26 protein-coding genes are annotated in these 22,335 nt (G+C 54.4%); 21 read left to right on the forward strand and 5 right to left on the reverse strand.

Going from position 1 to position 22,335, the window contains the following annotated elements; genetic code table 11:
• Window positions 1-11 precede the first annotated feature (11 nt).
• Together G340_RS0109495 and G340_RS0109500 are read left to right on the forward strand one after the other, a co-directional pair.
• Window positions 12-305 carry a hypothetical protein gene (locus G340_RS0109495; protein ID WP_020073418.1) on the forward strand — a complete coding sequence of 98 codons (294 nt, stop codon included), beginning with the start codon at window positions 12-14 and terminating at the stop codon, window positions 303-305.
• Between the two features lie 84 nt (window positions 306-389).
• Window positions 390-2,090 (forward strand): recombinase family protein, encoded by a 1,701-nt coding sequence (locus G340_RS0109500; protein ID WP_407635361.1) that lies wholly within the window; start codon window positions 390-392, stop codon window positions 2,088-2,090.
• Window positions 2,091-2,212: 122 nt separating this feature from the next.
• On the opposite strand, the gene G340_RS0109505 is transcribed toward G340_RS0109500, so the two are convergent.
• The 3 genes from G340_RS0109505 to G340_RS0109515 all read right to left on the reverse strand — a co-directional run bounded on the left by G340_RS0109505 (window position 2,213) and on the right by G340_RS0109515 (window position 4,885).
• Entirely contained in the window at window positions 2,213-2,881 is a 669-nt protein-coding gene (locus G340_RS0109505) for a redox-sensing transcriptional repressor Rex (RefSeq protein WP_020073420.1), read from the reverse strand.
• Window positions 2,882-3,018: 137 nt separating this feature from the next.
• Entirely contained in the window at window positions 3,019-3,750 is a 732-nt protein-coding gene (locus tag G340_RS0109510; protein WP_020073421.1) for a TraX family protein, read from the reverse strand.
• A gap of 196 nt (window positions 3,751-3,946) precedes the next feature.
• The gene (locus tag G340_RS0109515; protein WP_020073422.1) at window positions 3,947-4,885 is read right to left on the reverse strand and encodes an AEC family transporter; all 939 of its coding nucleotides are present in this window, start codon (window positions 4,883-4,885) and stop codon (window positions 3,947-3,949) included.
• Window positions 4,886-5,284: 399 nt separating this feature from the next.
• Between G340_RS0109515 and G340_RS0109520 the strand changes: the two genes are divergently transcribed.
• Window positions 5,285-6,190 carry a glycoside hydrolase family 25 protein gene (locus tag G340_RS0109520; protein ID WP_020073423.1) on the forward strand — a complete coding sequence of 302 codons (906 nt, stop codon included), beginning with the start codon at window positions 5,285-5,287 and terminating at the stop codon, window positions 6,188-6,190.
• A gap of 21 nt (window positions 6,191-6,211) precedes the next feature.
• On the forward strand, window positions 6,212-6,667 hold the full coding sequence (locus G340_RS0109525; protein WP_020073424.1) for a phage holin family protein: 456 nt from the start codon (window positions 6,212-6,214) through the stop codon (window positions 6,665-6,667).
• Window positions 6,668-6,723: 56 nt separating this feature from the next.
• On the opposite strand, the gene G340_RS16675 is transcribed toward G340_RS0109525, so the two are convergent.
• Together G340_RS16675 and G340_RS0109535 are read right to left on the reverse strand one after the other, a co-directional pair.
• Window positions 6,724-7,182 (reverse strand): hypothetical protein, encoded by a 459-nt coding sequence (locus tag G340_RS16675; protein ID WP_154653159.1) that lies wholly within the window; start codon window positions 7,180-7,182, stop codon window positions 6,724-6,726.
• Between the two features lie 74 nt (window positions 7,183-7,256).
• A complete protein-coding gene (locus G340_RS0109535; protein ID WP_020073426.1) occupies window positions 7,257-8,369 on the reverse strand; it encodes a nucleoside recognition domain-containing protein in 1,113 nt (370 codons plus the stop codon).
• 202 nt (window positions 8,370-8,571) lie between these two features.
• Here G340_RS0109535 and G340_RS0109540 point away from each other — a divergent pair, with 202 nt between their 5' ends.
• The 17 genes from G340_RS0109540 to trmD all read left to right on the forward strand — a co-directional run bounded on the left by G340_RS0109540 (window position 8,572) and on the right by trmD (window position 22,080).
• Window positions 8,572-8,829: a YabP/YqfC family sporulation protein gene (locus tag G340_RS0109540; protein WP_020073427.1), complete on the forward strand. Its 258-nt coding sequence runs from the start codon at window positions 8,572-8,574 to the stop codon at window positions 8,827-8,829.
• A 9-nt stretch (window positions 8,830-8,838) separates the two neighbouring features.
• Window positions 8,839-10,029 (forward strand): sporulation protein YqfD, encoded by a 1,191-nt coding sequence (locus G340_RS0109545; RefSeq protein ID WP_020073428.1) that lies wholly within the window; start codon window positions 8,839-8,841, stop codon window positions 10,027-10,029.
• A gap of 106 nt (window positions 10,030-10,135) precedes the next feature.
• Window positions 10,136-11,095 (forward strand): PhoH family protein, encoded by a 960-nt coding sequence (locus G340_RS0109550; protein WP_027103946.1) that lies wholly within the window; start codon window positions 10,136-10,138, stop codon window positions 11,093-11,095.
• A gap of 2 nt (window positions 11,096-11,097) precedes the next feature.
• Window positions 11,098-11,607: an rRNA maturation RNase YbeY gene (ybeY, locus tag G340_RS0109555; RefSeq protein ID WP_020073430.1), complete on the forward strand. Its 510-nt coding sequence runs from the start codon at window positions 11,098-11,100 to the stop codon at window positions 11,605-11,607.
• Window positions 11,597-12,100: a diacylglycerol kinase family protein gene (locus G340_RS16680; protein WP_020073431.1), complete on the forward strand. Its 504-nt coding sequence runs from the start codon at window positions 11,597-11,599 to the stop codon at window positions 12,098-12,100. The genes ybeY and G340_RS16680 overlap by 11 nt, the downstream gene beginning before the upstream one ends.
• Before the next feature lie 127 nt (window positions 12,101-12,227).
• Window positions 12,228-13,163 (forward strand): GTPase Era, encoded by a 936-nt coding sequence (era, locus tag G340_RS0109565; RefSeq protein WP_020073432.1) that lies wholly within the window; start codon window positions 12,228-12,230, stop codon window positions 13,161-13,163.
• 117 nt (window positions 13,164-13,280) lie between these two features.
• Complete coding sequence (locus G340_RS17920) at window positions 13,281-13,457, forward strand: YqzL family protein (RefSeq protein WP_154653160.1); 177 nt, start codon at window positions 13,281-13,283, stop codon at window positions 13,455-13,457.
• Window positions 13,408-14,166 carry a DNA repair protein RecO gene (gene recO / locus G340_RS0109575; RefSeq protein WP_020073434.1) on the forward strand — a complete coding sequence of 253 codons (759 nt, stop codon included), beginning with the start codon at window positions 13,408-13,410 and terminating at the stop codon, window positions 14,164-14,166. The genes G340_RS17920 and recO overlap by 50 nt, the downstream gene beginning before the upstream one ends.
• Before the next feature lie 44 nt (window positions 14,167-14,210).
• Window positions 14,211-14,747: a GNAT family N-acetyltransferase gene (locus G340_RS0109580; RefSeq protein ID WP_020073435.1), complete on the forward strand. Its 537-nt coding sequence runs from the start codon at window positions 14,211-14,213 to the stop codon at window positions 14,745-14,747.
• Window positions 14,748-14,770: 23 nt separating this feature from the next.
• The gene (locus G340_RS0109585) at window positions 14,771-17,152 is read left to right on the forward strand and encodes an endonuclease MutS2 (protein ID WP_027103947.1); all 2,382 of its coding nucleotides are present in this window, start codon (window positions 14,771-14,773) and stop codon (window positions 17,150-17,152) included.
• A gap of 204 nt (window positions 17,153-17,356) precedes the next feature.
• A complete protein-coding gene (locus G340_RS0109590) occupies window positions 17,357-18,130 on the forward strand; it encodes a hypothetical protein (RefSeq protein ID WP_020073437.1) in 774 nt (257 codons plus the stop codon).
• 89 nt (window positions 18,131-18,219) lie between these two features.
• Window positions 18,220-18,585, forward strand: a complete 366-nt coding sequence (gene ylxM, locus G340_RS0109595; RefSeq protein WP_020073438.1) for a YlxM family DNA-binding protein — start codon at window positions 18,220-18,222, stop codon at window positions 18,583-18,585.
• Between the two features lie 20 nt (window positions 18,586-18,605).
• Window positions 18,606-19,964, forward strand: a complete 1,359-nt coding sequence (ffh, locus tag G340_RS0109600; protein WP_020073439.1) for a signal recognition particle protein — start codon at window positions 18,606-18,608, stop codon at window positions 19,962-19,964.
• Window positions 19,965-20,117: 153 nt separating this feature from the next.
• A complete protein-coding gene (rpsP, locus tag G340_RS0109605; RefSeq protein ID WP_020073440.1) occupies window positions 20,118-20,360 on the forward strand; it encodes a 30S ribosomal protein S16 in 243 nt (80 codons plus the stop codon).
• Between the two features lie 21 nt (window positions 20,361-20,381).
• Window positions 20,382-20,615 carry a KH domain-containing protein gene (locus tag G340_RS0109610; protein WP_020073441.1) on the forward strand — a complete coding sequence of 78 codons (234 nt, stop codon included), beginning with the start codon at window positions 20,382-20,384 and terminating at the stop codon, window positions 20,613-20,615.
• A gap of 195 nt (window positions 20,616-20,810) precedes the next feature.
• Window positions 20,811-21,329 (forward strand): ribosome maturation factor RimM, encoded by a 519-nt coding sequence (gene rimM / locus G340_RS0109615; protein WP_020073442.1) that lies wholly within the window; start codon window positions 20,811-20,813, stop codon window positions 21,327-21,329.
• Window positions 21,319-22,080 (forward strand): tRNA (guanosine(37)-N1)-methyltransferase TrmD, encoded by a 762-nt coding sequence (trmD, locus tag G340_RS0109620; RefSeq protein ID WP_020073443.1) that lies wholly within the window; start codon window positions 21,319-21,321, stop codon window positions 22,078-22,080. The genes rimM and trmD overlap by 11 nt, the downstream gene beginning before the upstream one ends.
• Window positions 22,081-22,335: the final 255 nt, after the last annotated feature.

Below are 22,335 nucleotides of genomic sequence, written 5' to 3' on the forward strand. Positions count from 1 at the left end.
GGAGATTAGATATGACAAATGAGCGTTTAGCAGCACAGCATTATCTGAAAACCAATATCCTCGGCGCTTACGAAACCGTCGATATCATTTGGCAAAGCGACAGCGAGGGTACCTCTCACCGCACCTTTGCGGATAGCTTTGTTTACACAGACGAATCCTCTCACACCGTTGAACGGGATATGGTGGTAGAGGAGAGAGTGTTCCGGGTGCATTCCGTGTTCCCCGTAAAAAGTGCCTCAACCCCCACGAAAAAGATGCTCTCGGTGATTGAAAACGATCTCGAAAAAGCGCTTAAAAACGCTTGATTTCAGTAGACTTGTGGAACCTGTTGCGGTATGCTTGGGTTACCGTATTCAGTTTGCCACAACAAGAAGGAGGATTTTTATATGATGGCAAACAACGAAAAATATACCATACTGTACGGCAGACTGAGCCAGGAGGATGACCGGGAGGGCGAAAGCAACAGCATCCAGAATCAGCGTCTGATTCTCACCAAGTACGCAGAGGAAAAGGGCTTCGAGAATATTCGTTTTCTGTTCGATGACGGTTTCAGCGGAACAAACTTCAATCGTCCTTCGTGGAATGAGATTATGGAATTGATTGAAAGCGGGCAGGTGGAAACCTTGATTGTCAAGGACATGAGCCGCCTTGGCAGAGATTATCTGCAAACAGGTTTTCTCATGGAGCATACCTTTCCCAACAACAATGTCCGGTTTATTGCGATCAATGATGCGGTGGACACACTCTATGGGGACAACGACTTTGCTCCCTTCCGAAACTTATTCAACGATTTTTACGCGAAAGACTGCAGTAAAAAAATTCGGTCGGTGAAGAAAGCGCAGGCTGAGCGCGGGGAGCGAGTTGGAACAAGACCACCCTATGGGTACAAAAAAGACGAGAGCAATCCCAAAAAGATTGTTCCCGATCCAGAAGCCGCCGAAGTGGTCAAGCATATTTTTAAGCTGTGCACCGAGGGCAGAGGGCCGAGTCAAATTGCAAAGCAGTTAACAGAAGAAGGTATTGTTAACCCTTCAAATTCATATTACAACCAAACTGGAGTTGCACTCACTAATTTAGATAGATCAAGGATTTACAACTGGTCTAAAAACACTGTTTTAAGAATATTAGACGACGAAACCTATCTCGGACACACAGTTAATTTGAAACACACCACCGCATCTTACAAAAACAAAAAGCAAATCATCCGTCCGGAATCGGAATGGCTGAGGTTTGAGAACACCCATGAAGCAATTATTACTCAGGATATTTGGGACATCGCCCATGAGGTTCGAATGCACAAAAAGCGTCCGAGAAAAAATATGGAGAACCCCAATCCATACTCGGGACTAATCTTCTGTGCTGATTGCGGAAAGCCTTTAATTCTGCACCGTGCCCATACCATGGACGAGAGCAAGAACAACTTCGCCTGCTCTACCTACAAGCAGTATGGCAAGGAAACCTGCTCCGCCCACTACATCCGAGAAAGTCAGCTTGCGGCGGTGATTTTGGATGACCTGAAGCGTGTTACCCACTTTGCAAGACAGGATGAAGTGCTGTTTGCAGAGTGCATCAACCGCAAAAACACTGCTGATACGAGGAAAGAAATCACTGCGCTGCAAAAAGAGTTGGAGGGTATGCGGAAAAGGGATTTGGAGCTTACCGCACTTTTTAAAAGGCTCTACGAGGACAATGTGCTGGGGCGTATACCTGATGAGCATTACCGAACGCTGTCTGATGAGTACACTGCAGAACAGAAAGCCTTACGCGAACGCATTCCAAAAGCTGAAGCGAGAATGGAAAAACTCAAAAATTCTCTTACCAATGTGGACAGGTTTATTGAAAAGGCAAAGAAGTATACCGACCTTACCGAACTGACGCCGGAGCTGCTGCGCATGTTCATTGCTAAAGTTGTAGTAGGCGAAAAGGCTGAGAAATACTCCCGCACTGCTCCGCAGGATATTTGGATTCACTACCGTGATATTGGAATGCTGAACGATGTCAAAGAAGAATTTGATATTCCCTCCATGGAAGAATTCTACGGAATGGACGATGAAATGATATTTGATGATGAGCTGCCAGCTGCAATTTAAGACATAGCAAAAGGCGGACAGCCGAAACTGTCCGCCTTATACCCCGCATTTTTAGGCGGTTCACAAAGTATCTTTATGAACACTCGCCTAAAGCTGTTCACCTTTTTCTTCCGCCCTTGCTTTTACTCCGCAGTATCATTTAAGACGTCCTTTTCCTCCTGATGATCGGAAATGCGGTAGCACAGCGTCATCAGGCTGTCGTTCAAATGAACGTTTTCCACTATGGTGTCCGGATACTTCATGGAGATATCGAAATGGCTGAAATTCCAGAAGTTGCGAATGCCAAGGCTGTACAGCTGCTCCGAAAGCTTTTCGGCGCTTTCGCGCGGAATGCAGAGAATCGCCATGGCCGGCTGCTCCGCCTCGCAAAAGTCTTTCAGGAGCCGCGTGTCGGTTACCGTAATGCCGTTGATTTCGGTTCCGATTTTCGACGGCGAGTTGTCAAAGATTCCCACCAGCTGGAATCCCTGCGTGGTAAAGGCCATATGTAGCGCCAGGGCCTGCCCCAGGTTGCCGGCTCCGATCAAAATGGCCTTGTAAGAGTTTGAAAGCCCGAGAATTCCACCGATTTCCCGCTGCAGCTGATCGACAATGTAGCCGTAGCCCTGCTGCCCAAACCCGCCAAAGCAGTTTAAATCCTGGCGAATCTGAGAAGCGGTGAGGCCCATTTTTTCAGACAGCTCTTTGGAAGAGATACGGGTCATCCCCATTTTTTTCAGATGCGTTAGAAAGCGGTAATAACGCGGGAGCCGCCGGATCACGGACATGGAAACGTTTTCCCGTTTAGACATTCAGTCCACCTCCAATAATTTTAAAAATTCCTTTGATGCAGATTGCGCGTAAAACAGTAGTAAGGAGCTTTCCGGTGCTACCCTGCCCGGGCGGGGGAGCAAGCTCTTCCTTATCCGTTTTACGATAGATTAATCGCTTAGATGACAAATGAATGAATCACTGTCAAAATAATCAGATGCAAGGGGTAGAACACGTAGAAAAACCATTTGCCTGCCGGGAAGGTGCCGCGCCGCCCGTTGTAGCAAAGCAGCAGGGGAACGGCCAGAAGAAGCCCAAACTGGAAAAATCCTCCCCATGGCGGCGCGCCGCTTTGCAGGGAGTTGCTCCAGGCAAAAAAGCCGGCGGTGGCCGTGGCCGCCCCTGTGAACAGAAGCATCCGGCGCTTTGGGTCAAGCCGCGTATCCGCGAAGATCATCGTAAAAATCACCGCAAACACCGACCAGTCGCCGAAAGAAGCCAGCAGCATCAGCGGCAATAAGCCCAGCCACCCGGCAGACTGGTACCGCATCCTGTCCACAATTGAAAGCGAAAGAAGAGCGAACAGGAGCGTGAACAGCACGTTTAGGCGAACTGGGGCAGACAGGATATTCAGGTTCCCCGTCATAAAATAGTGGTAGGGTATCTGAGAAATCACCGCGAAGACAGCCAGCCTCGCCGCATAGCGGGTGCGGCTGCGGGTCTGGTAATATCCCTGCGCGATGAAAAAGCACATGATTGGAATGGCGGTTCGCCCGATCACGTGAAGAAGCTGGCCGGGCACACTGTAAGTTTCCAAAAACAGCCATGCGAAATGATCCGCCAGCATAGCGGCGGCCGCAATCATCTTCAGGGAATGCGCGGTAAGACCGCGATAAGCGTCCTTTTTCAATCGGCTTGTCCCTTCTGTTGAGGGTAAGGTATCTGTTCGTGCAGAGAAACTAAAAACAAGTGAAACTTATTATGAAGTAAAACGAAAAGCTTGTCAATGCCTTTCAAAGAATCAAACGCAAGATCGATAAATTTTTATCGTTCAATGAGAAGATATTGATATGTTCGCGATGCAAACCGGGAAAAGCGGAGAGCAATTACATGACCCCAATCTGTTTGAGACCGAAGATCAAGAGAAACATGGTGAAAATGGAACAGATGGAGGTGTAAACCACCAGCTGACTCGCAAGCTTGCCGTCGGAGCCCATCTGCTGCGCCATCGTGTAAGAAGATACCGCCGCGGGGGCGCCCAGCATGCCCGTGAGCGCCGCCAGTTCTTCATTGCGGAAGCCCAGCGCAACGGCGGCGGAAAGAAAGAGCAGGGGAGCGAGGATCAGCTTGTTCAATACGCCGATTGCCAGCGGCTTGCGGTAGGCCCGGGTATCGGCAAACGAGAAGGAAGCACCCAGCCCGATCAGAGCAAGAGGGGTGGCGGAGCCGGCAATATCGCCGACGATTTTTTCCGCCACGTTTGGCAGGCGGATTCCGAAAAACAGGCAAAGCAGGCCCAATACGGCGCCGATGATCAAGGGGTTTGTGACGACCTTTTTTGCGATCGACCCGATTCGGATTTTCTGGCCGCGGAACACTTCCAGCACAATCACGGAAAGAAAGTTGTACATCGGCACGATCAGAGAGATTAAAAGAGCGGTGATCCCGGCTTTCTCCGGGCCGAACAGCGAAGCGGTGACCGGCAAACCGAAAATAACGAAATTGCTGCGGAACGAGGCCTGCGCCACAGCGCCCCGCTGACGGTTATCCTTCAGCGTCAGCAGAACGATCAGGATCGATAAAAAATACATGCACATCATCGCGATAAAGCCGTAAATCAACAGGCGCGGGCGCACCATACCGCTCAGGTGCGTTTGGTAGATATTGTAAAACAGCATGGTCGGCAGAAAAATACGGAAAACCAGATTGTTCAGCTGGTCTACCGTTTGTTCGCCGATCATTTTTTTCATTTTTACAAAATACCCAAGGGACATTAAAATACAGAGAGGGGCGATTACTTCCGCAGATAAGATCAGATTTTCCATTCAGCTCGTCGTATCCTTTCCAAATGCAAGGGAGGGGAAACAAATATGTTCTCCAGCGGTTTTTTGCTCGTAAAAGAGGTGATTTCCTCCGCCGCATATGAGGGGAGAAAATCAACACAACTTTTTCAATTATAGTATATTTTATAACAAATGGCTATACCCAATGGAATCTGTGACAAAAAATATCATGAAATCTCTTCGTGGAAGGGCTTTCGCTCCGAACGAACCCGAAAAGAGCTCTTTTTCGCCGCCGGACGGCAAAAGGAACGTCTGATTTTCTAAAAGGGAGAGCGAATGAAAAATTCCGCAACCAAAATATAAATAAGTGGGGGATTGTTTGCATAAACGAGAGCAAGTTTCCGCTTTTTTGCATCTTATGGTAGAGAAAGGAGCGTTGTCATGTCTACCAGAAAAGGAATTGATGTTTACAATGGGACAGGTAAGGTCGACTGGAAGCTTGTAAAAGAAGCCGGGTACGACTTTGCTATGATAAAATCCAGCGAAGGACACACACTGGCAGATCGAAGCATGAGTGAAAACCTCACGAATGCCGCGGCGGCCGGACTGCATACCGGCGTCTATCACTGGATGCACGCCGTTACCACAGAAGAAGCGGCAAAAGAAGCGGAATTTTTTCTCAATATCATCCGAGGCTGCAAAATGGAATACCCCGTGGCTCTGGATGTGGAACAGGATACCATTCTGAGACTCCCGCGGGATCGGCTGACAGATATTGTAGTGGCCTGGTGCAATCAGGTGCGGCAGGCCGGGTATTACACGGCAGTCTACGCAAATCTGAACGTTTTGCGAAATCATCTGGACTGGAGCCGAATCAAGCAGTTTGATCTGTGGCTGGCTCAGTATCATACGCAAATGTCGAATGAATTCCCCGCAGCTATTTGGCAGCACAGCAGCACGGGGCGGGTACCCGGTGTGAAAAACGGAACGGGAGATGTTGATTTAAACCTTTCCTTTAAGGAGTATCCCGAGATCATACGCAGGGGCGGCTTCAATAATTTTCCGGCGGCCGCACCTCCGGAACAGGCAGATTCCCCTCTTTCTCTCGACACCAGTAGCAAGGATATGACCCCGGGTGAGGTTTACACTGTTCTGGCCAGATGCAAAGAAAAACCGGAGGTAACCGTAACGGGCAGGGATGTCATCCGGGCCTCGGAGCCGCGTTTGGACGCGAAGGGGCGCGGGTGGCTGATCGATGTAACGGCACTCAAGCCACCGGTGCGCCACGCGCACATTCAGGTACGATCCAAGGATGAAACCGCCAACTGCAATTTCAATGTTCTGTAAGCGGCGTCTGGGGGCGAAAATATGGACAAAATCAAAGCCGGTCTGGCCGCCATATTCGCGGTGCTTTCCGCCCGGCTTGGAATCCTCGCGGTTCCCGTTTACCTTTTGGTTCTTTCCAGTCTGGCCGACTATGTTACGGGGATGATGGCTTCCGTTTACCGAAAAGAGGCGGTCAGCTCCTATCGGAGCATCCGGGGGATCATTAAAAAAATCCTCATGTGGGCTCTGGTGGGGGTAGGGGCCGCAATTGATTACCTGCTGCTGTACGCGGGCAGTCAGGCTGGAATAGAGCCTGTTCCGGTTCGCTTTGCGGTGGCCTCTCTGGTCGCTGTCTGGCTGACGGTAAACGAGCTGCTGAGTATTCTGGAAAATATTCAGGCGGCCGGTGTTGCGCTTCCGCCCTTTTTAGCACGGATTCTGCAGGGAATCCAGAAATGCGTTGAAGAGCAGCAGGACGATACGCAGCCAAAGAAATAAAAGAGATCGCAAGAAACCGCCTTTCTCCCATTCACTCCGGAGGAAGGCGGTTTCATTTACAGTGTAAAATCATCCATATCGTATTCCCGCAGGGGGGGCAGCGCGCGCGGGGTGCGCATCAGCGGATCATAGGCAAAGCGGCGGCAGGAGCCGTCTTCCTTGATTGTCAGGCCTTTGGAACACTTGGGCTCCTCTTCGGTTCCTGTATTATGGCTGCAATAATCGCAGTTGATTTCAATTTGACTTCCAAACAATTTTTTCTTCAGACCGAACAAAACAATTCCTCCATGCTTAACTATTTCAATTTTTCTTTCTTTAAAGTAACGAATTTTTTCTTTGCGGCTATCCCGCAGGGATTCTGTGGGCGTGGGGGCAAGCCCGCGCAAGCGGAATTCTGCTTGCGTGCAAAGAAAAAATCGATTTTTATCGCTGAATGCAAAAGTCAATCGAAAGCATAAAAACACAAAGAAGATTCGCGCCCGCATAAGGGATAAGCCCACCGCAGAAAAATTCATTCTTTTTGTCGATTATAGAAAGGAAACTACGCTTCGACTCAAAAGCCGGGCTAAGTCTTTCTCAATTAAGCTTTTCAATGATTATAGCACGATTTCTTCCGGAATTCCAGCCTTTCTGCCCCAACGGAGCAAAGCAGAACAATGCAGAGGATCACCAGCGCGGCCGCGGCGGCGGGGCTGCCGGAGAGCTGGCCGTTCAGGGCGCGGGAGGTGTTTTCAAAGGCAGGTGCGGCCTGTGGAAAAATCTGGAACAAAACAACGGCGAACACAGCGGAGAAAATTCCTTTGATCAGCTGGTGGGCAAAGAATATCGCACGCGAAAACGGAATTTTCGTCAGGGAAGACAGCACCTGAAAATGGACGCACAACCCGCCCCAGCCCACGGCGAAGGCAAACAGCATCGCACTGCCGCCCAGAGCGGCAATGTCGAAGCAGCCGCCGGTCACCTCCATCATCACCGAGAGGGCGGCGCCGCACACGGCGGAGGGCATCCCAAGGCGAAGCAGAAATTGCGCCAGAAAGGCGGCGGCCCCAATCTCGCGCAGCAGCGCGATCAGTACGGAAAACAAAATCACAAAAGCGCACAGGTTCATGGTTCCTTTGGCGGCGTCCACAGTGGAATCAATCAGCGGCGAAGAGCTGTGTCGGGCGTTTTGTGCGGTCGCTGTGGAAAGCGATTCCTTCGGCTCCGAAAATTTTAAGAGAAATCCCAGCAAAACAGAGGCCGCCAGCTGGGCGCAGAGCAGAAGGGCCCCGGCGGTGGGGTTGCCCAGCAGGCCGACCCCGACCACGGTGATGACAAACGCCGGCCCCGCGTTGACGCAGAACGAGGCCATGCGCGCTGCCTGACGGTCGGTAATGCTGCCCTGCTGGTGCAGAGCGGCGATTCCCCGCGCTCCTACCGGGAATCCGCCGATCATGCTCATCAGGATGGTGGCGGCGGTGCAGCCGGGCAGGCGGAACAAAACCCTTGTTACAGGGCCGAAAAATTTGCCCATGGTGTCGGAAATCCCCGATTTTACCAGGTAGGTGGAAAGCGCCATAAACGGGAACAGAGAGGGCACCAGAATAATCAGGCAGTACTCCAGCCCCCGTATGGCGCCCGACGCGGCTGCGGCAGGCAAAAACAAAAGCCCCGCTCCAAAGGCGGCGGCAAACAGCGCGGAAAATATTTTACCGGAATACATACACTTCACCTCAGATCATGTATATGAATCGGGGTGATTTTTATATCACGAATCGCATAAGTTTATAGTAATCTCCCATAAAAATATGGAATTGAGTTGGGTGCCTCCTCCCTGTGGACAGCGGAGAAAAGCACCCGGCTCCCATTTCGATTCGCGGAGGTTTAGATTGCACACAAACAAAATCTTGGGATGAGGTGTCGCGGTGAAGAAAAAGCAATTGAACGTGCCAAGCCTTCCTCCGTCCTCGCTGCTCAGCGGGTTCCGCATGGAAATCAGTGGGAACCGCGAGGCGGTGCTGGAAGGCTGCGGCGGCGTTTTGGAATACAGCGAAGAAGCGATTCGGGTGCGCGCGGGGAAAATGAGCATCCGGTTTACGGGGCGGAATTTGAAGATCAAATGCCTGACGGCGGATTCCCTTGTGGTGGAGGGATACCTGACTGGCCTGGAATTTATAACGTGAGGTGTGACAATGGGGTCGATTGCTTTTGTGCGCTGGGTTCTGGGATGGGTGGAGTTTCAAATCCGCCCGCGCAGAAAGGGTGCTTGTGAGCGCTTTCTGAATCTGTGCGCCCGGCAGGGCGTGGCCCTTTGGCGCATTGGGCGTTCGGAGGAGCTTTTCACCGCGGCCATTGCGGTAGGCCGGTACGAAGATTTGCGGCCGATTGCGAGGAAGGCCGGGGTGCGCCTGAAATCGGGCAAACGCCATGGACTGCCCTTCCTGTGGAAAAGAATTTCCTCCAGAAAAGGGATTCTGGCGGGCATGGTTGTATTTGCCGTGACGCTGCATGTGTTCTCCCTGTATGTTTGGAGCGTGCAGGTGACGGGCAATACCAGCATTCCGAGCGAGCGGATCCTCACGGAGGCGAAAAACATGGGGTTATCGCCCGGCGCGCTGAAAAGCCGGCTGGAGTACCAGGAGCTGCAGCGCCGGCTGATGATCGCTTTTCCAGACGTTTCGTGGCTTTCGGTCAATACGCAGGGCTGCATGATCGAAATCGCGCTGGAGGAGCGGATCAAGCACCCCGAGGCGGAGAAGCGGGAGAAGATCAGCAACCTCAAGGCGTCCGCCTCCGGGCAGATCGTCAAGCTGGAGGTGACCGGCGGCGTTTTGCAGGTGAAGGTGGGCGACGCGGTCGTCAAGGGCCAGCTGCTCGTCAGCGGCGTTGCGGAGGATACCTCCGGCGGAACGCGCATGATGCGTTCTTCCGGAAAAGTTATTGCAGAAACCGAGAAAAGCCTTGTGGCCGAAATCCCCATTAAGCAGACGGTTCGGCGTCCGACCGGCAAGCAGATCGTCCGCCGCAGCGTGCGGATTTTCGGCTTGGAGCTGCCGCTGTCCCTCACGGGCCGCCCGCAGGGGGAATACCAGAAGGAATCGGAGCGCGTCACGCTCAAAGGCAGAACGGGCGACCTGCCGGTCTCGCTTTATACCGAAACCTGGAAGGAGCAGACACAGGAGGAAATTACCCTGACCGAGGCACAGGCCGAGCAGCAGGCCAAGGCAAAGATTGAGGAAATAAAGCAGCGGGAATGGAAGGACATTAAGATTCTTTCCTCGAACCTTTCCGGAAAAATGGAAGGGAATGTTTACCGCATGACACTGTACTGCCAATGCGAGGAAAATATTGCGGTTGAATCAGAAATACTGTTTAAACCTTAAAAAATTTGTGAATAATTTTATTGAATTTCTATTGTATTTCTGATGACGGCTGGTGCGAATCATGTTATAATATACAAGAAATGCAGAGATGGTGAAAGGTGAAAGAATGTTTGAACAACGCATCAATATAGACCGCATGGAGCAGGCCGTCGCACTTTTCGGCAGCTTCGATGAAAATATTAGGCTGGTGGAAAAGGAATATCAGGTCAGCGTCGTCGGGCGCGGGGCGGAGATCAAGGTTTCCGGCGAACCTGAAAATGTCGGCAAGGCGGTTCGCGTCATTGAAAGCCTTCTTTCACTGGTCAACAGAGGAGAAGCACTCAGCGAGCAGAACGTGCGCTACTGCATTTCGCTGATCAACGACGGCAGTGAAGAAAAAATCGAAACTCTGGCGGGCGACTGCATCTGCATTACGTCGAAGGGTAAGCCCGTAAAGCCCAAAACGCTTGGGCAGAAGAATTACTGCAATCAGATCCGGCAAAACACCATCACCATCGGGGTGGGGCCTGCCGGTACCGGTAAAACATATCTCGCTGTGGCCATGGCGGTCACGGCGTTCCGCGCTCAGGAGGTCAACCGGATCATCCTGACCCGGCCCGCGGTGGAGGCCGGGGAAAAGCTGGGCTTTCTGCCCGGCGATCTGCAGCAGAAGGTAGACCCTTATCTGCGCCCTTTGTACGACGCGCTGTTCGATATGCTGGGAGCGGAAACGTACCAGAAGTATCTGGAGCGCGGCAATATCGAGGTGGCGCCGCTGGCGTATATGCGCGGCAGAACGCTCGACGACAGCTTCATCATTCTGGATGAGGCGCAGAATACCTCCCCCGAACAGATGAAAATGTTTCTGACCCGACTGGGCTTTAACTCAAAAATGGTCATCACCGGCGATGTGACCCAGATCGACCTTCCGGACGGCAAGCGTTCCGGCTTAAAAGATGTGATGCGTATTTTGAGGAACATTGACGACATTGCGCAGGTCAGATTCAGCGACAAGGATGTTGTGCGCCACCGTCTGGTGCAGGACATCATCAAGGCTTATGAAAAGAATGAAGAGAGCAGGAGATAGAGATGGAAAAGATCAGAGTCATCATTGATAATAAACAAAAGGAAGTGAAAATCCCCACCGGGCTTCGGATGTTGATCCGCCGTTGCTGCAACGCGGTTCTGCGGCTGGAAAAGTTCCCCTACCCGGCAGAGATCAGCGTGACCTTTGTCAATAACGAGCAGATCCGCGAGTTGAATCACCAGTACCGCGATAAGGATGTTTCCACGGATGTGCTGAGCTTCCCAATGGGCGAAAACGGGCAGTATGACGAAAACCACGATACCGGGGCAAAAATTCTGGGCGACATCGTTCTTTCCATGGAAAAGGCGGTGGAGCAGGCCGAACGCTACGGCCACAGCCTCGAGCGCGAGGTGGGGTATCTCTGCGCTCACTCCATGCTGCACCTGCTGGGGTACGACCACGAGCAGGGTGGATTGGACCGCGTACGCATGCGCGAAAAAGAGGAGCAGGTAATGACGCAGCTGGGGCTCCCGAGTACCAGCAGCTATGTTCTGGATGAGGATGAAGAGTAAACGAAAAAAACGCTTTCTGAAAAGCCTGAAATATGCTTTTCGGGGCGTGATATACTGCATCAATAACGAACGGAACATGCGGATCCATACAGTGGCGGCGTTGTATGTGTTCGCTTTTTCGTTCTTTTTTGACTTGACCCGCACGCAGTATGCGCTTCTGTTTATCACCTTTGCCATGGTGATGGGCGCGGAGCTGTTCAACACCGTTGCGGAAGAAATTTCAGACATGCTGGCGTCGAGCTTTCACCCGGTCGTGCGCATCATCAAAGATTTGGCGGCGGGCGCGGTGCTGGTGTTTGCCGGCTTTGCAGTGGGGGTCGGTCTGTGCCTGTTCTGGCGGCCGGCCGTGCTGCTTTCCATTATACGGCTGTTTTGGTACAACCCGCCGTATCTGTGCGCGCTGGTACTCGTTACGGCGGCCGGTATGGTGTATATTCTGCTGGGGCCGGTCGGCATTCGCGACACCCTGCACCGCAATAAAAATAAAAAATAAATCAGAAATAATCAGATCATAGTCAATGCGCTTTGAAAAACCGGCTGTTTTCATCCCGCCAGAAGGCGGGAAACAAAACGGCTCGCCTTTGGAAAGCGGCATTGCTACAAGAAAAAGGAGCATTCGTTTGACGGAATTGAATCAAATGCAGGAAACTGCCGGAAAAACCGCGTTTATCGCAATTGTGGGGCGCCCCAATGTGGGCAAATCCTCCATTCTGAACCGCCTGCTCGGCCAAAAGGTCGCGATCGTCAGCAGCAAGCCGCAGACGACCCGCACCCGCATTATGGGGGTGCTGACCGAGGGCGACACCCAGCTGGTGTTTTTGGACACGCCCGGCCTGCACAAGCCGCGCACACGCCTGGGCGATTATATGGTCAAATCCGTTACAGAATCCGTTGCGGGGGTGGACGCCTGCCTGCTCGTTGCGGAAGCGGGCACCCGCATCAGCCCCGCCGACCACGAGTTGATGGAAAAATTCGGCTCGATGGGCCTGCCCGCAATTTTAGCGATCAATAAAATCGATATGCTGGGGGATAAATCCCCGCTCATGGCGCAGATCGGCGCGTTCGCGCAGAAGTTCGGCTTTGAGGCGGTGGTTCCCGTGTCTGCCAAAGACGGCAACGGCATGGAACTGCTCAAGCAGGAGCTGATGAAGCTGGCGCAGCCCGGCGGGCATTTCTTCGCGGACGATACTCTCACCGACCAGCCGGAGCGCGTGCTGGCGGCCGAGATGGTGCGGGAGAAAATCCTGCGCCTGACGGATAAGGAGATTCCTCACGGCATCGCCGTGGCGGTAGAGAGCATGAAGGAGCGTCAGGATGGCAGCGGCATTACCGACATTCAGGCAATCATCTTCTGCGAGCGTGACACGCACAAGGGAATCCTGATCGGCAAGAACGGCTCCATGCTCAAAAAGATCGGCATGTATGCCAGAGAAGACATGGAACGCTTCTTCGACTGCAAAATCAACCTTCAGCTTTGGGTGAAGGTGAAAGAGGACTGGCGCAACCGCGAAAACCTGCTGCGCTCGCTGGGGTACGATTCCAACTCATTCCAGTAACACAAAAAACGCGAAAAATTTGTCAAAAGCTGGCGAACGTTCTTTTATTTTCCTCTCATACTGTTCTCTGAACTGCAAATACTCTTTTTGGGATTCTTTTTTGGGAGGCGTTTTTTTGTGGACAGAGAACAGGCTTGGAATGTTTTTCAGCAGACCGGCAGCGTAGAAGCCTATTTGCATTACGTAAGGCTGACGCAGGCCATGAACCAGCAAACCGCCGTAGTGCTGCCCGAGGAGGAAGAGCATGCAAATCAATACCGAGGGCTTGGTCCTTATGGAGAAGAGCGTGGGTGAGAGCGACCGGCTCGTCACGGTTTTGACCCGGGACGAGGGAGTCATCCGCGCGTTTGCACAGCAGGCGAAGCGCCTGCAGAACCGAAAATTGTCCTCCACACAATTACTCAGCTATTCCCGCCTTTCTGTTTACAAGGGGCGGGATAAGTACATAATTAACGACGCCTGGCCGATCGAGTCCTTTTTCGATCTGCGCCTGGATATGGAAAGGCTGTCCCTTGCCCAATATTTTTGCGAGCTGGCCGTCGTACTGGCTCCCGAAGAAGCGGAGGCGGGGGATTTTTTGCGTCTGATGCTCAATTCGCTGCATTTTTTGGCAAGGGGGCTGCGGCCCGGTTTGCAGCTGAAAGCTGTGGCGGAAATGCGCATGCTGGCGCTGGCCGGGTACATGCCGGATCTTGTCTGCTGCCGCGACTGCGGCTGCTATGAGGCGGATACCATGTTTTTTCTGCCCCGCAGCGGGGGGATTGTGTGCGGAGGCTGCTTTTCTTCGGCGCCCCGGCAGGAGGAACCGGCCATTGCACTGCCGCGCGGCGTGATGACCGCGCTTCGCCACACGATTTACGCCGACTTCGACAAGCTGTTTTCGTTCCGATTGTCGAACGACGGCCTTCGCCTTCTGGCGGATGCCTCGGAGCAGTATCTGCTTTGCACGGTGCAGCGGCGTTTTGCCACGCTTGAATTTTATCACCAAATGACCCGGCCCTAGAACGAGCGCGAAAGCGCATACCCTGGCCGGGCGGGAGGGGAACTATGGATCAAAAGCTGATTTTTCGCAGGGCAGAGCCGGAAGATTTGCCTCGCCTGCTGGATTTGTATCTCGGCTCCATTGCGCTGATGCGCCTTCAGCGGATTGACCAGTGGGATGATGTTTACCCGAGTGAGGATGTTTTAGCGCAGGATATTGCGAACCGGGACTTGTATGTGTTGGAGGATGACGACGGGCTGGCGGCCTCCGTCGTTCTCAATGAGGAGCAGGAGCCCCAGTACCGCTATGTGGACTGGCGGTATCACACCGGTAACATCGGCACGATTCACCGCCTTTGCGTCGATGCCGGGCATCGGGGCAAAGGCTGCGGGAAAAAGATTGCCCGAATGGCGGAGGCGTATTTTCGCGAAAGGGGTTATTCGGCCATCCGGCTGGACGCGTTCCCAAAAAATGAGCCCGCGATCCGTCTGTACCGGTCGCTGGGCTATGAGTTTTGCGGCAGAATCCTGCTGCGTAAGGGGGTGTTCCACTGCTTTGAAAAGTCTTTGGCGGTGGAGCTGCAGGAGGAACAGCTGCTTTGAACAACAGTGAGAAAGGAACTTTCATGCAAAAGTATAATGTTCGGCGGCACAGCGCCGCTGTGGAACTGGATAAAATGTTAAAGCTTCTGGCGGAGCAGGCCGCCAGCGAGGACGCCGCGGAGCAGGCGCTGGCGCTCGAGCCCGCCGTTTCTACCGACGAGGTGCGCCGCCGCCTGCAGGAGACGGACGACGCGTTCGTCCTGATGGCAAAATTCGGCTCGCCCTCGTTCAGCGGTCTGAAAAATGTCGCGAATCCCCTGCGCCGCGCACAGGCGGGCGGCGTGCTGAATCTGGTGGATTTTCTGCGGATTGCGGGGGTGCTGCGCACCCTGCGCGCGATTTCGGATTGGCGCCGCAAGAGCGAGGGGATGAAAACCATGCTCGACTGGCGGTTTGAGTCCGTCGTCCCTAACAAATATCTCGAAGAAAAGATCAACGCGGTCGTGATTTCGGAGGAAGAGGTGGCCGACAGCGCTTCGCCGGAGCTCGCGTCCATCCGCCGCCGCATCCGCGCGGCGTCCTCCCGCGTGCGCGAGCAGCTCGATAAAATGATCCGCTCGACCGCGTACCAGAAATATTTGCAGGACCCGATTGTGACGATGCGCGGCGGGCGCTACGTTGTGCCGGTTAAGGCAGAATGCCGCGGCGAGATCCCGGGCTTGGTGCACGACACCTCCTCCAGCGGCGCGACCGTGTTTGTGGAGCCGATGGGCGTGGTGGAGGCCAACAACGAAATTCGGGTGCTGCAGTCGCGCGAAAGCGCCGAAATCGAACGGATTTTGGCGGAGCTTTCCGCGGAAGCAGGCGGATTTGCCGACCTGATCATCGAAAGCTACCACGCGGCCGTGGGGCTTGACCTGATATTCGCCAAGGGACAGCTCGCCTACAAAATGAAGGCCAGCATGCCGAAGGTGAACGATACGGGCAGAATTCTGCTCAATCAGGCGCGGCACCCGATGATCGACCCCAAGCAGGTCGTGCCGATGAACATAGAGCTGGGCACCTCGTTCGACACGCTGGTCATCACCGGCCCGAACACCGGCGGCAAAACGGTCACGCTGAAAACGCTGGGCCTGTTGACGCTGATGGCCATGTGCGGGCTGATGCTGCCTGTGGGCGACAACAGCGAAATATCGGTGTTCCATCAGGTGCTGGCCGACATCGGCGACGAGCAGAGCATCGAGCAGTCGCTCAGTACATTTTCCGCGCACATGACGAATATCATACAGATCATCGAGCAGGCGGACGAGCACAGCCTGATCCTGCTCGACGAGCTTGGCGCCGGCACCGACCCTGTTGAGGGCGCGGCGCTGGCCATGGCGATTCTGGAGGCGCTGCGCGGAAAGCACGCGCGGGTCGCCGCCACCACCCACTATGCGGAGCTCAAGGCCTACGCCCTGCAAACGGCAGGCGTGGAGAACGGCAGCTGCGAGTTCGACGTCGCCACCCTGCGGCCCACGTACCGCCTTTTGATCGGCGTGCCGGGGCGCTCGAACGCATTCGCCATCTCAAGCCGCCTCGGCCTGAAGCAGGAGATCGTCGACCGCGCCCGCGAGCTGGTTTCGGGTGAGAACCGCCGGTTTGAGGATGTGGTGCAGAATCTGGAGCAAAGTCGCCAGCAGTTGGAATCGGAGCGCCGGCAGGCGCAGGAGCAGAACGCTGAAGCGCGCAGAATCAGCGAAGAGGCGAGAGAATACCGCGAGCGGCTGGAGCGCGAGGCCGCCAAAGAGATCGAACAGGCCCGCGAGCGCGCGGCGCAGCTTGTGGCGCGCACCCGTGCGCAGGCAGACGCGCTGCTCGAGGAGCTGGAGGAGATGAAGCGCCAGGGCGCAAAGAGCATGACCGCCGAGCAGCGGGCCAGAATGAAGGCCGGCATCCGCGACATGGAGAGTGCCTCCGACCCGGTGAGCAAAAAAGAGCCGGAGAGCTATGTGCTGCCCCGCCCGCTGAAAGCGGGTGACGACGTGCTGATTTTCGACATCGACAAAGAAGGCACAGTTGTTGAAACTCCGGCACCAGACGACAAAAAAGTACTCGTGCAGGCTGGTATCATTAAAACAAGGGTTCCCGTAGAGAATCTTCGCCTGCTCGAGCAGAAAACCCAGAACCGCAAGGCGCGCCGCAGCGGCACGAGAACTGTGCCGAAGCGCTCCGACGCGCCAGTGATGACCGAGGTGGATGTGCGGGGCGAGGATTCGATCGAGGCCGTTATGAGTGTAGACCGCGCAATCGATTCGGCCCTGCTCTCCGGTATTCACCAGCTCACCATTATTCACGGCAAGGGTACCGGTGTGCTGCGCACCGCCGTGCAGCAGCATCTGCGCCGCCATCCCTCCGTAAGAACGTACCGCCTGGGCGTTTTCGGGGAAGGGGAATCCGGCGTAACGATTGTAGAACTGAAATAGGCTGCCTTAGGGCTGCTTTGGGCCAGCGAATCATTGCGCGACAGGCTTTTGATGCTATGCCGTCAAGCCGTGCTCCATACCGAGCGGTAGGAGCACGGTCTGCGGGCAGGCCTGCCTGCGGCAGAATTCGCCCGGCCCGTTTTTATTTCCGCTTCCCATAAAAAGTGCGCTCGTATACCGCCGTCTGGAAAGGAGCTGTCTGATTTGCGTAGATCAATTCCCCGCTGGGGGCTGATTACCCTGGGGGCTGTCGTTGTTCTCGGAATTGCCGCCTTCATCCCTTACCGGTTGATGCTGACGGATGATCTTGCCGGCAAATACAATTCCGCCCCGTCGCAGGAGCTGCTGCGCTCCGCCGCAGCGTCGATCGTCACCGGAGAGCCGGTGATTTTTACCGAGAAGGAGATCAACGCCTACGCCGCGTATCATCTGGAGGACATCCAAAATGCTCTGAGCAAGGCCGAATTTCAGCCTAACCAGATGTATCTCACCTTCCCGGAGGAGGACACGGTGACCGCCTACACGCCCGTTACCTGGAGGGGAAAGAATCTGGGAGTCACCTCGCAGTCCAGGGTAGTGTACGACGCCGCGAACGGGCGCCTGAACATTGAGGTGCTGCAGGTGCGGCTGGGCAGGCTGAGCGTTTCACCAAAGTTTGCGCTGAACCGGCTGTTTGCAAAAGAGCTGCCAAGCGGCGTCACCAGAGAAGACAACAGGATTACCGTGGACATAAAACCGTATCTGGAATCTGAAAAGGCTGTGTACTCCGGCTTTTCGCTAAAGCAGTTCCAGGTGCGGAAAAATGGCGTTCTATTCCAGGCGAGCAGTACGCTGTCTGAGAAAGGCGGCAAAATAAAGGAACAGCTGAAAGATTGGCTGGGCGAAACCTTTACAGGTGATCCGGGTGATCTGGACGATTTGGCCGGTCAGCTGCAGGATTATTTGAAAAAGAGCGGAATCGGGCGGAAAAACGCTTGACTTTTCCGTCTGATTCCTGTATAATTCACTTCTGTAAAGTAATCAGCTTTACAGAAAGGGACTAACTTTACAGCGAATGAGGGTGCGATATGGCAAAAAATCTGGAAATATCTCTTCTGCTGGATTTTTACGGCGATATGCTCACCGATAAGCAGCGCTGTGTGATCGAGTACTATTATAACGACGATTTGTCCCTTGCGGAAATTGCCGATAACGAGGGCATCACCCGGCAGGGTGTGCGCGATTCCATCAAACGGGCGGAATCTCAGCTGCTGGAGATGGAGGAACGCCTCGGCCTTGCGCGGCGATTCCGTGAAATGCGAGAGGGGCTCGAGCAAATCCGCGACGCGGCCGAGCGAATCCGCATTTATAATTCGCAATCCATCTTTTCACAGGATGTGCAGCAGGACGTGGCTTTGATCGAAGACACCGCCCGGCGGCTGTGTGAAGAGTAGACGAAAGGATTTGAAAAGCAGTGGCGTTTGAAGGATTGGCGGAAAAGCTCGGCACCGCCTTTAAAAATTTGAAATCCAAGGGCAAGCTGACCGAAGCCGACGTCAAATCCGCCATGCGCGAGGTGCGCCTCGCATTGCTGGAAGCCGACGTCAACTATAAGGTGGCAAAGGATTTTACCAACAAGGTGACCGAACGCGCCGTCGGCACGCAGGTGATGGAAAGCCTGACCCCGGCGCAGATGGTCATTAAGATTGTGGACGAGGAGCTCACCGAGCTGATGGGCGGGCAGCAGGCCCGCCTGAACGAAGCCTCAAAGCCGCCCACGGTTGTGATGCTGTGCGGCCTGCAGGGCGCCGGCAAAACCACCCACGCGGGCAAGCTTGCCGCCATGTTCAAAAAGCAGGGGCGCCGCCCCATGCTGGTGGCGTGCGATATTTACCGCCCCGCCGCGATCAAGCAGCTGCAGGTGGTGGGTTCTCAGGCCGGGGTACCCGTGTTTGAGCAGGGCAGCACAAAGCCGGTGGATATCTGCCGCGCCGCGGTGCGCCATGCCAGAGACTACGGCAACGACATTCTGATTCTCGATACCGCCGGCCGCCTGCAAATCGACGAGGCGCTCATGAACGAGCTCAAGGAGCTCAAAGGCGCGCTCGAGCCGCAGGAAATTCTTCTGGTGGTCGATTCCATGACCGGCCAGGAGGCGGTGAACGTCGCCAAGGCGTTCGACGATCTTCTCGATATTTCGGGCGTTATCCTCACAAAGCTCGACGGCGATACCCGCGGCGGCGCGGCGCTTTCCGTCCGCGCGGTCACCGGCAAGCCCATCAAATACGCGGGCATCGGCGAAAAGCTGACGGATTTGGAGGTGTTCCACCCCGACCGCATGGCCTCCCGTATTCTGGGGATGGGCGACGTGCTGACGCTGATTGAGGATGTTCAACAGAGCATCGATAAAAAAACGGCGGAGCAGACCGCCCGCAAGATGATGCAGAACAAGATGGATCTGAACGATCTGCTCGACCAGTTCAACCAGATGAAAAAGATGGGCCCTCTCAAGTCCGTGCTGTCGAAGCTCCCGGGCATCGATAAGCAAATCAAGGATGTGGACATCGACGAGCGCATCATGGATCGTTCCGCCGCGATCATCCTTTCGATGACGGCGGAGGAGCGCGAGAACCCCTCTGTGATCAATCCCTCCCGCAAGCGGCGCATCGCCGCCGGCTGCGGCATGAAGGTGGAGGACGTCAACCGTCTTTTAAAGCAGTTTGAGCAGATGCAGAAGATGATGAAGCAGGTCAAGGGTCTCAAGAAAAAGAAGAGGTTCCCCGGAATGCCGGGGATGCCGGGAATGCCCGGGCCGGGCGGCATGCCGTTCTAAGCCCCGCAAAATCAGGGAATTCATTCAAAAAGGCGATAGCATTCACTTTACTTGTGTATTGGAACGCCGGTATTAAAGTGGTGGCGGCTATCAAATCCTTTCAGGTGAATCGCATACATTTTATTTACAATCATATTTTGGAGGTTATTTCGTATGGCAGTAAAGATCAGATTGCGCAGAATGGGCGCCAAGAAAGCTCCCTTTTACCGTATTGTGGTAGCGGATTCCCGCTTCCCCCGCGACGGCCGCTTCATTGAGGAGATCGGCTACTACAATCCCATGGAGGAGCCCTCTGTTGTGAAGGTGGACGCGGAAAAGGCGAAGAAGTGGATTGCCAACGGCGCACAGCCCACCGATACCGTGAAGGATCTGTTCAAGAAGCACGGAGTGATTTAAAAGATCGGAGGAGATCTACCGATGGAGAAATTACTGGTTACGATCGCTCAGGGGCTCGTCGAGCATCCCGAAGCCGTTACCGTGCAGGTGGACGAGCCGTCTGAGGACGGCAGCGTCGTGTATCATCTGCATGTGGCTGAGGATGACATGGGCCGGGTGATCGGCAAGCAGGGGCGTATTGCCAAAGCGATCCGCGTGGTAATGCGTGCCGCAGCAACCCGCACCAATGACAAGGTTTCTGTCGAGATCGACTGATAAGCCAAGACTGTAACATGCCCTGTCCCGCAAGGGTGGCCGGCTTTGTTGCAGTCTTGTTTTAGACATGGAGCAAATTCAGGCGGCTTGGTACCAAGTTCCGCCGCGCAAAACAGGCTATGCGGCTTTCCCCCGTCTTTCGGCAGGGGAGGAAGCGGCATGGTTCGGAATCGATTGGTTATGAGGAGGAAGGCAATGCTGCAGCAATATTTGGAGGCGGGAAGAATCGTGGGCACACATGGGGTGAAGGGCGAGCTCCGCATCGAACCCTGGTGTGATTCCGCGGAGTTTTTGTCCCAGTTCCGCACGCTGTACTGGAACCCGGACGGAACCTCCGCTGTGAAGGTGCTTTCCGGCCGGGTGCACAAGCGCCTGCTGCTTGCAACTCTGGAGGGGGTCACCTCGGCCACGCAGGGCGATACGCTGCGCGGGCGGGTATTGTACCTGAGCCGTGCGGATGTGCGCCTGCCGAAGGGCACCTGGTTTGTACAGGACCTGCTTGGCCTGATCGTTCTGGATGTCGACACCGGCAAGGAATACGGCAAGCTGACGGATGTTTTGAAAACCGGAGCGAACGACGTCTATGAGGTCACCTCGCCGGAGGGGAAAACGTATCTCGTTCCCTCCGTTCCGCAGGTGGTTCTGGAGCGCGACCCGGAGGGCGGGGTTGTGAAAATCAGACCGATCAAGGGGATTTTTGACGATGAGGATTGATCTGCTGACCCTGTTCCCCGACATGTGCGAAACGGTGATGGCGGAGAGCATCGTGGGCCGGGCCCGCAAAAAGGGCGCGCTGCAGGTGTGCTGCCACCAAATTCGCAATTACGCCTACGACAAGCACTCCCGCGTCGACGACTGTCCGTTCGGCGGCGGAATGGGGATGCTGCTCATGGCGGAGCCGATCGCGGAGTGCATCGATGATCTGGTGCGCCACCTCGGCAAAAAGCCGCATCTCGTATACATGTCGCCGCAGGGCACCGTGCTGACACAGAAAAAGATGAAAGAGCTGGCCGAACACGAGAATCTCGCGATTCTGTGCGGCCACTATGAGGGGATCGACGAGAGAATCATCGACCGCTATGTGGATGAGCAGATCTCCGCAGGGGACTACGTTCTCACCGGCGGCGAGCTGCCGGCATTGATTCTCGCGGACGGCGTCAGCCGGCTGATACCCGGTGTGCTCTCCGATGACTCCTGCTTTGAGGAGGAGAGCCATTTCAGCGGCCTGCTGGAGTATCCGCAGTATACGCGCCCGGCCAATTGGCGCGGTTTGCAGGTGCCGGAGGTGCTGCTTTCGGGGCACCACGCCAACATAGAGAAGTGGCGCAGGGAGCAGTCTTTGCTGCGCACCTGGAAGAATCGCCCCGATCTGCTCGAAACGGCCGATTTGGATGAAAAGGACAAGCGTTACCTCGCCGCACTTTGTGAAAAAGAGCGGGATTCTTCCGCGAACGAATCAAAATAGAACGCATAATATGGAATATTCGCAGCGAAGATGTTAGAGGGTACAAAAGTTTTCAACAATCGGGGCAAACTATACAAAGGGATTGCCTGTCCGAAACAGCGTATAGGGCATCAATCCAAAATTAGCCTTCCTTCCTTGACGGCGTTTTCTATTGTGATATAATGACTATGACTTAAAAAATAATGTCAGTTTGTATATTATTATGATGTGTGATGTTTTTCGGGTTAGAAGCTACATTTTGATGCTAGGAGTGAA

The organism is Faecalispora sporosphaeroides DSM 1294, assembly GCA_000383295.1.
Lineage (GTDB): Bacteria > Bacillota > Clostridia > Oscillospirales > Acutalibacteraceae > Faecalispora > Faecalispora sporosphaeroides.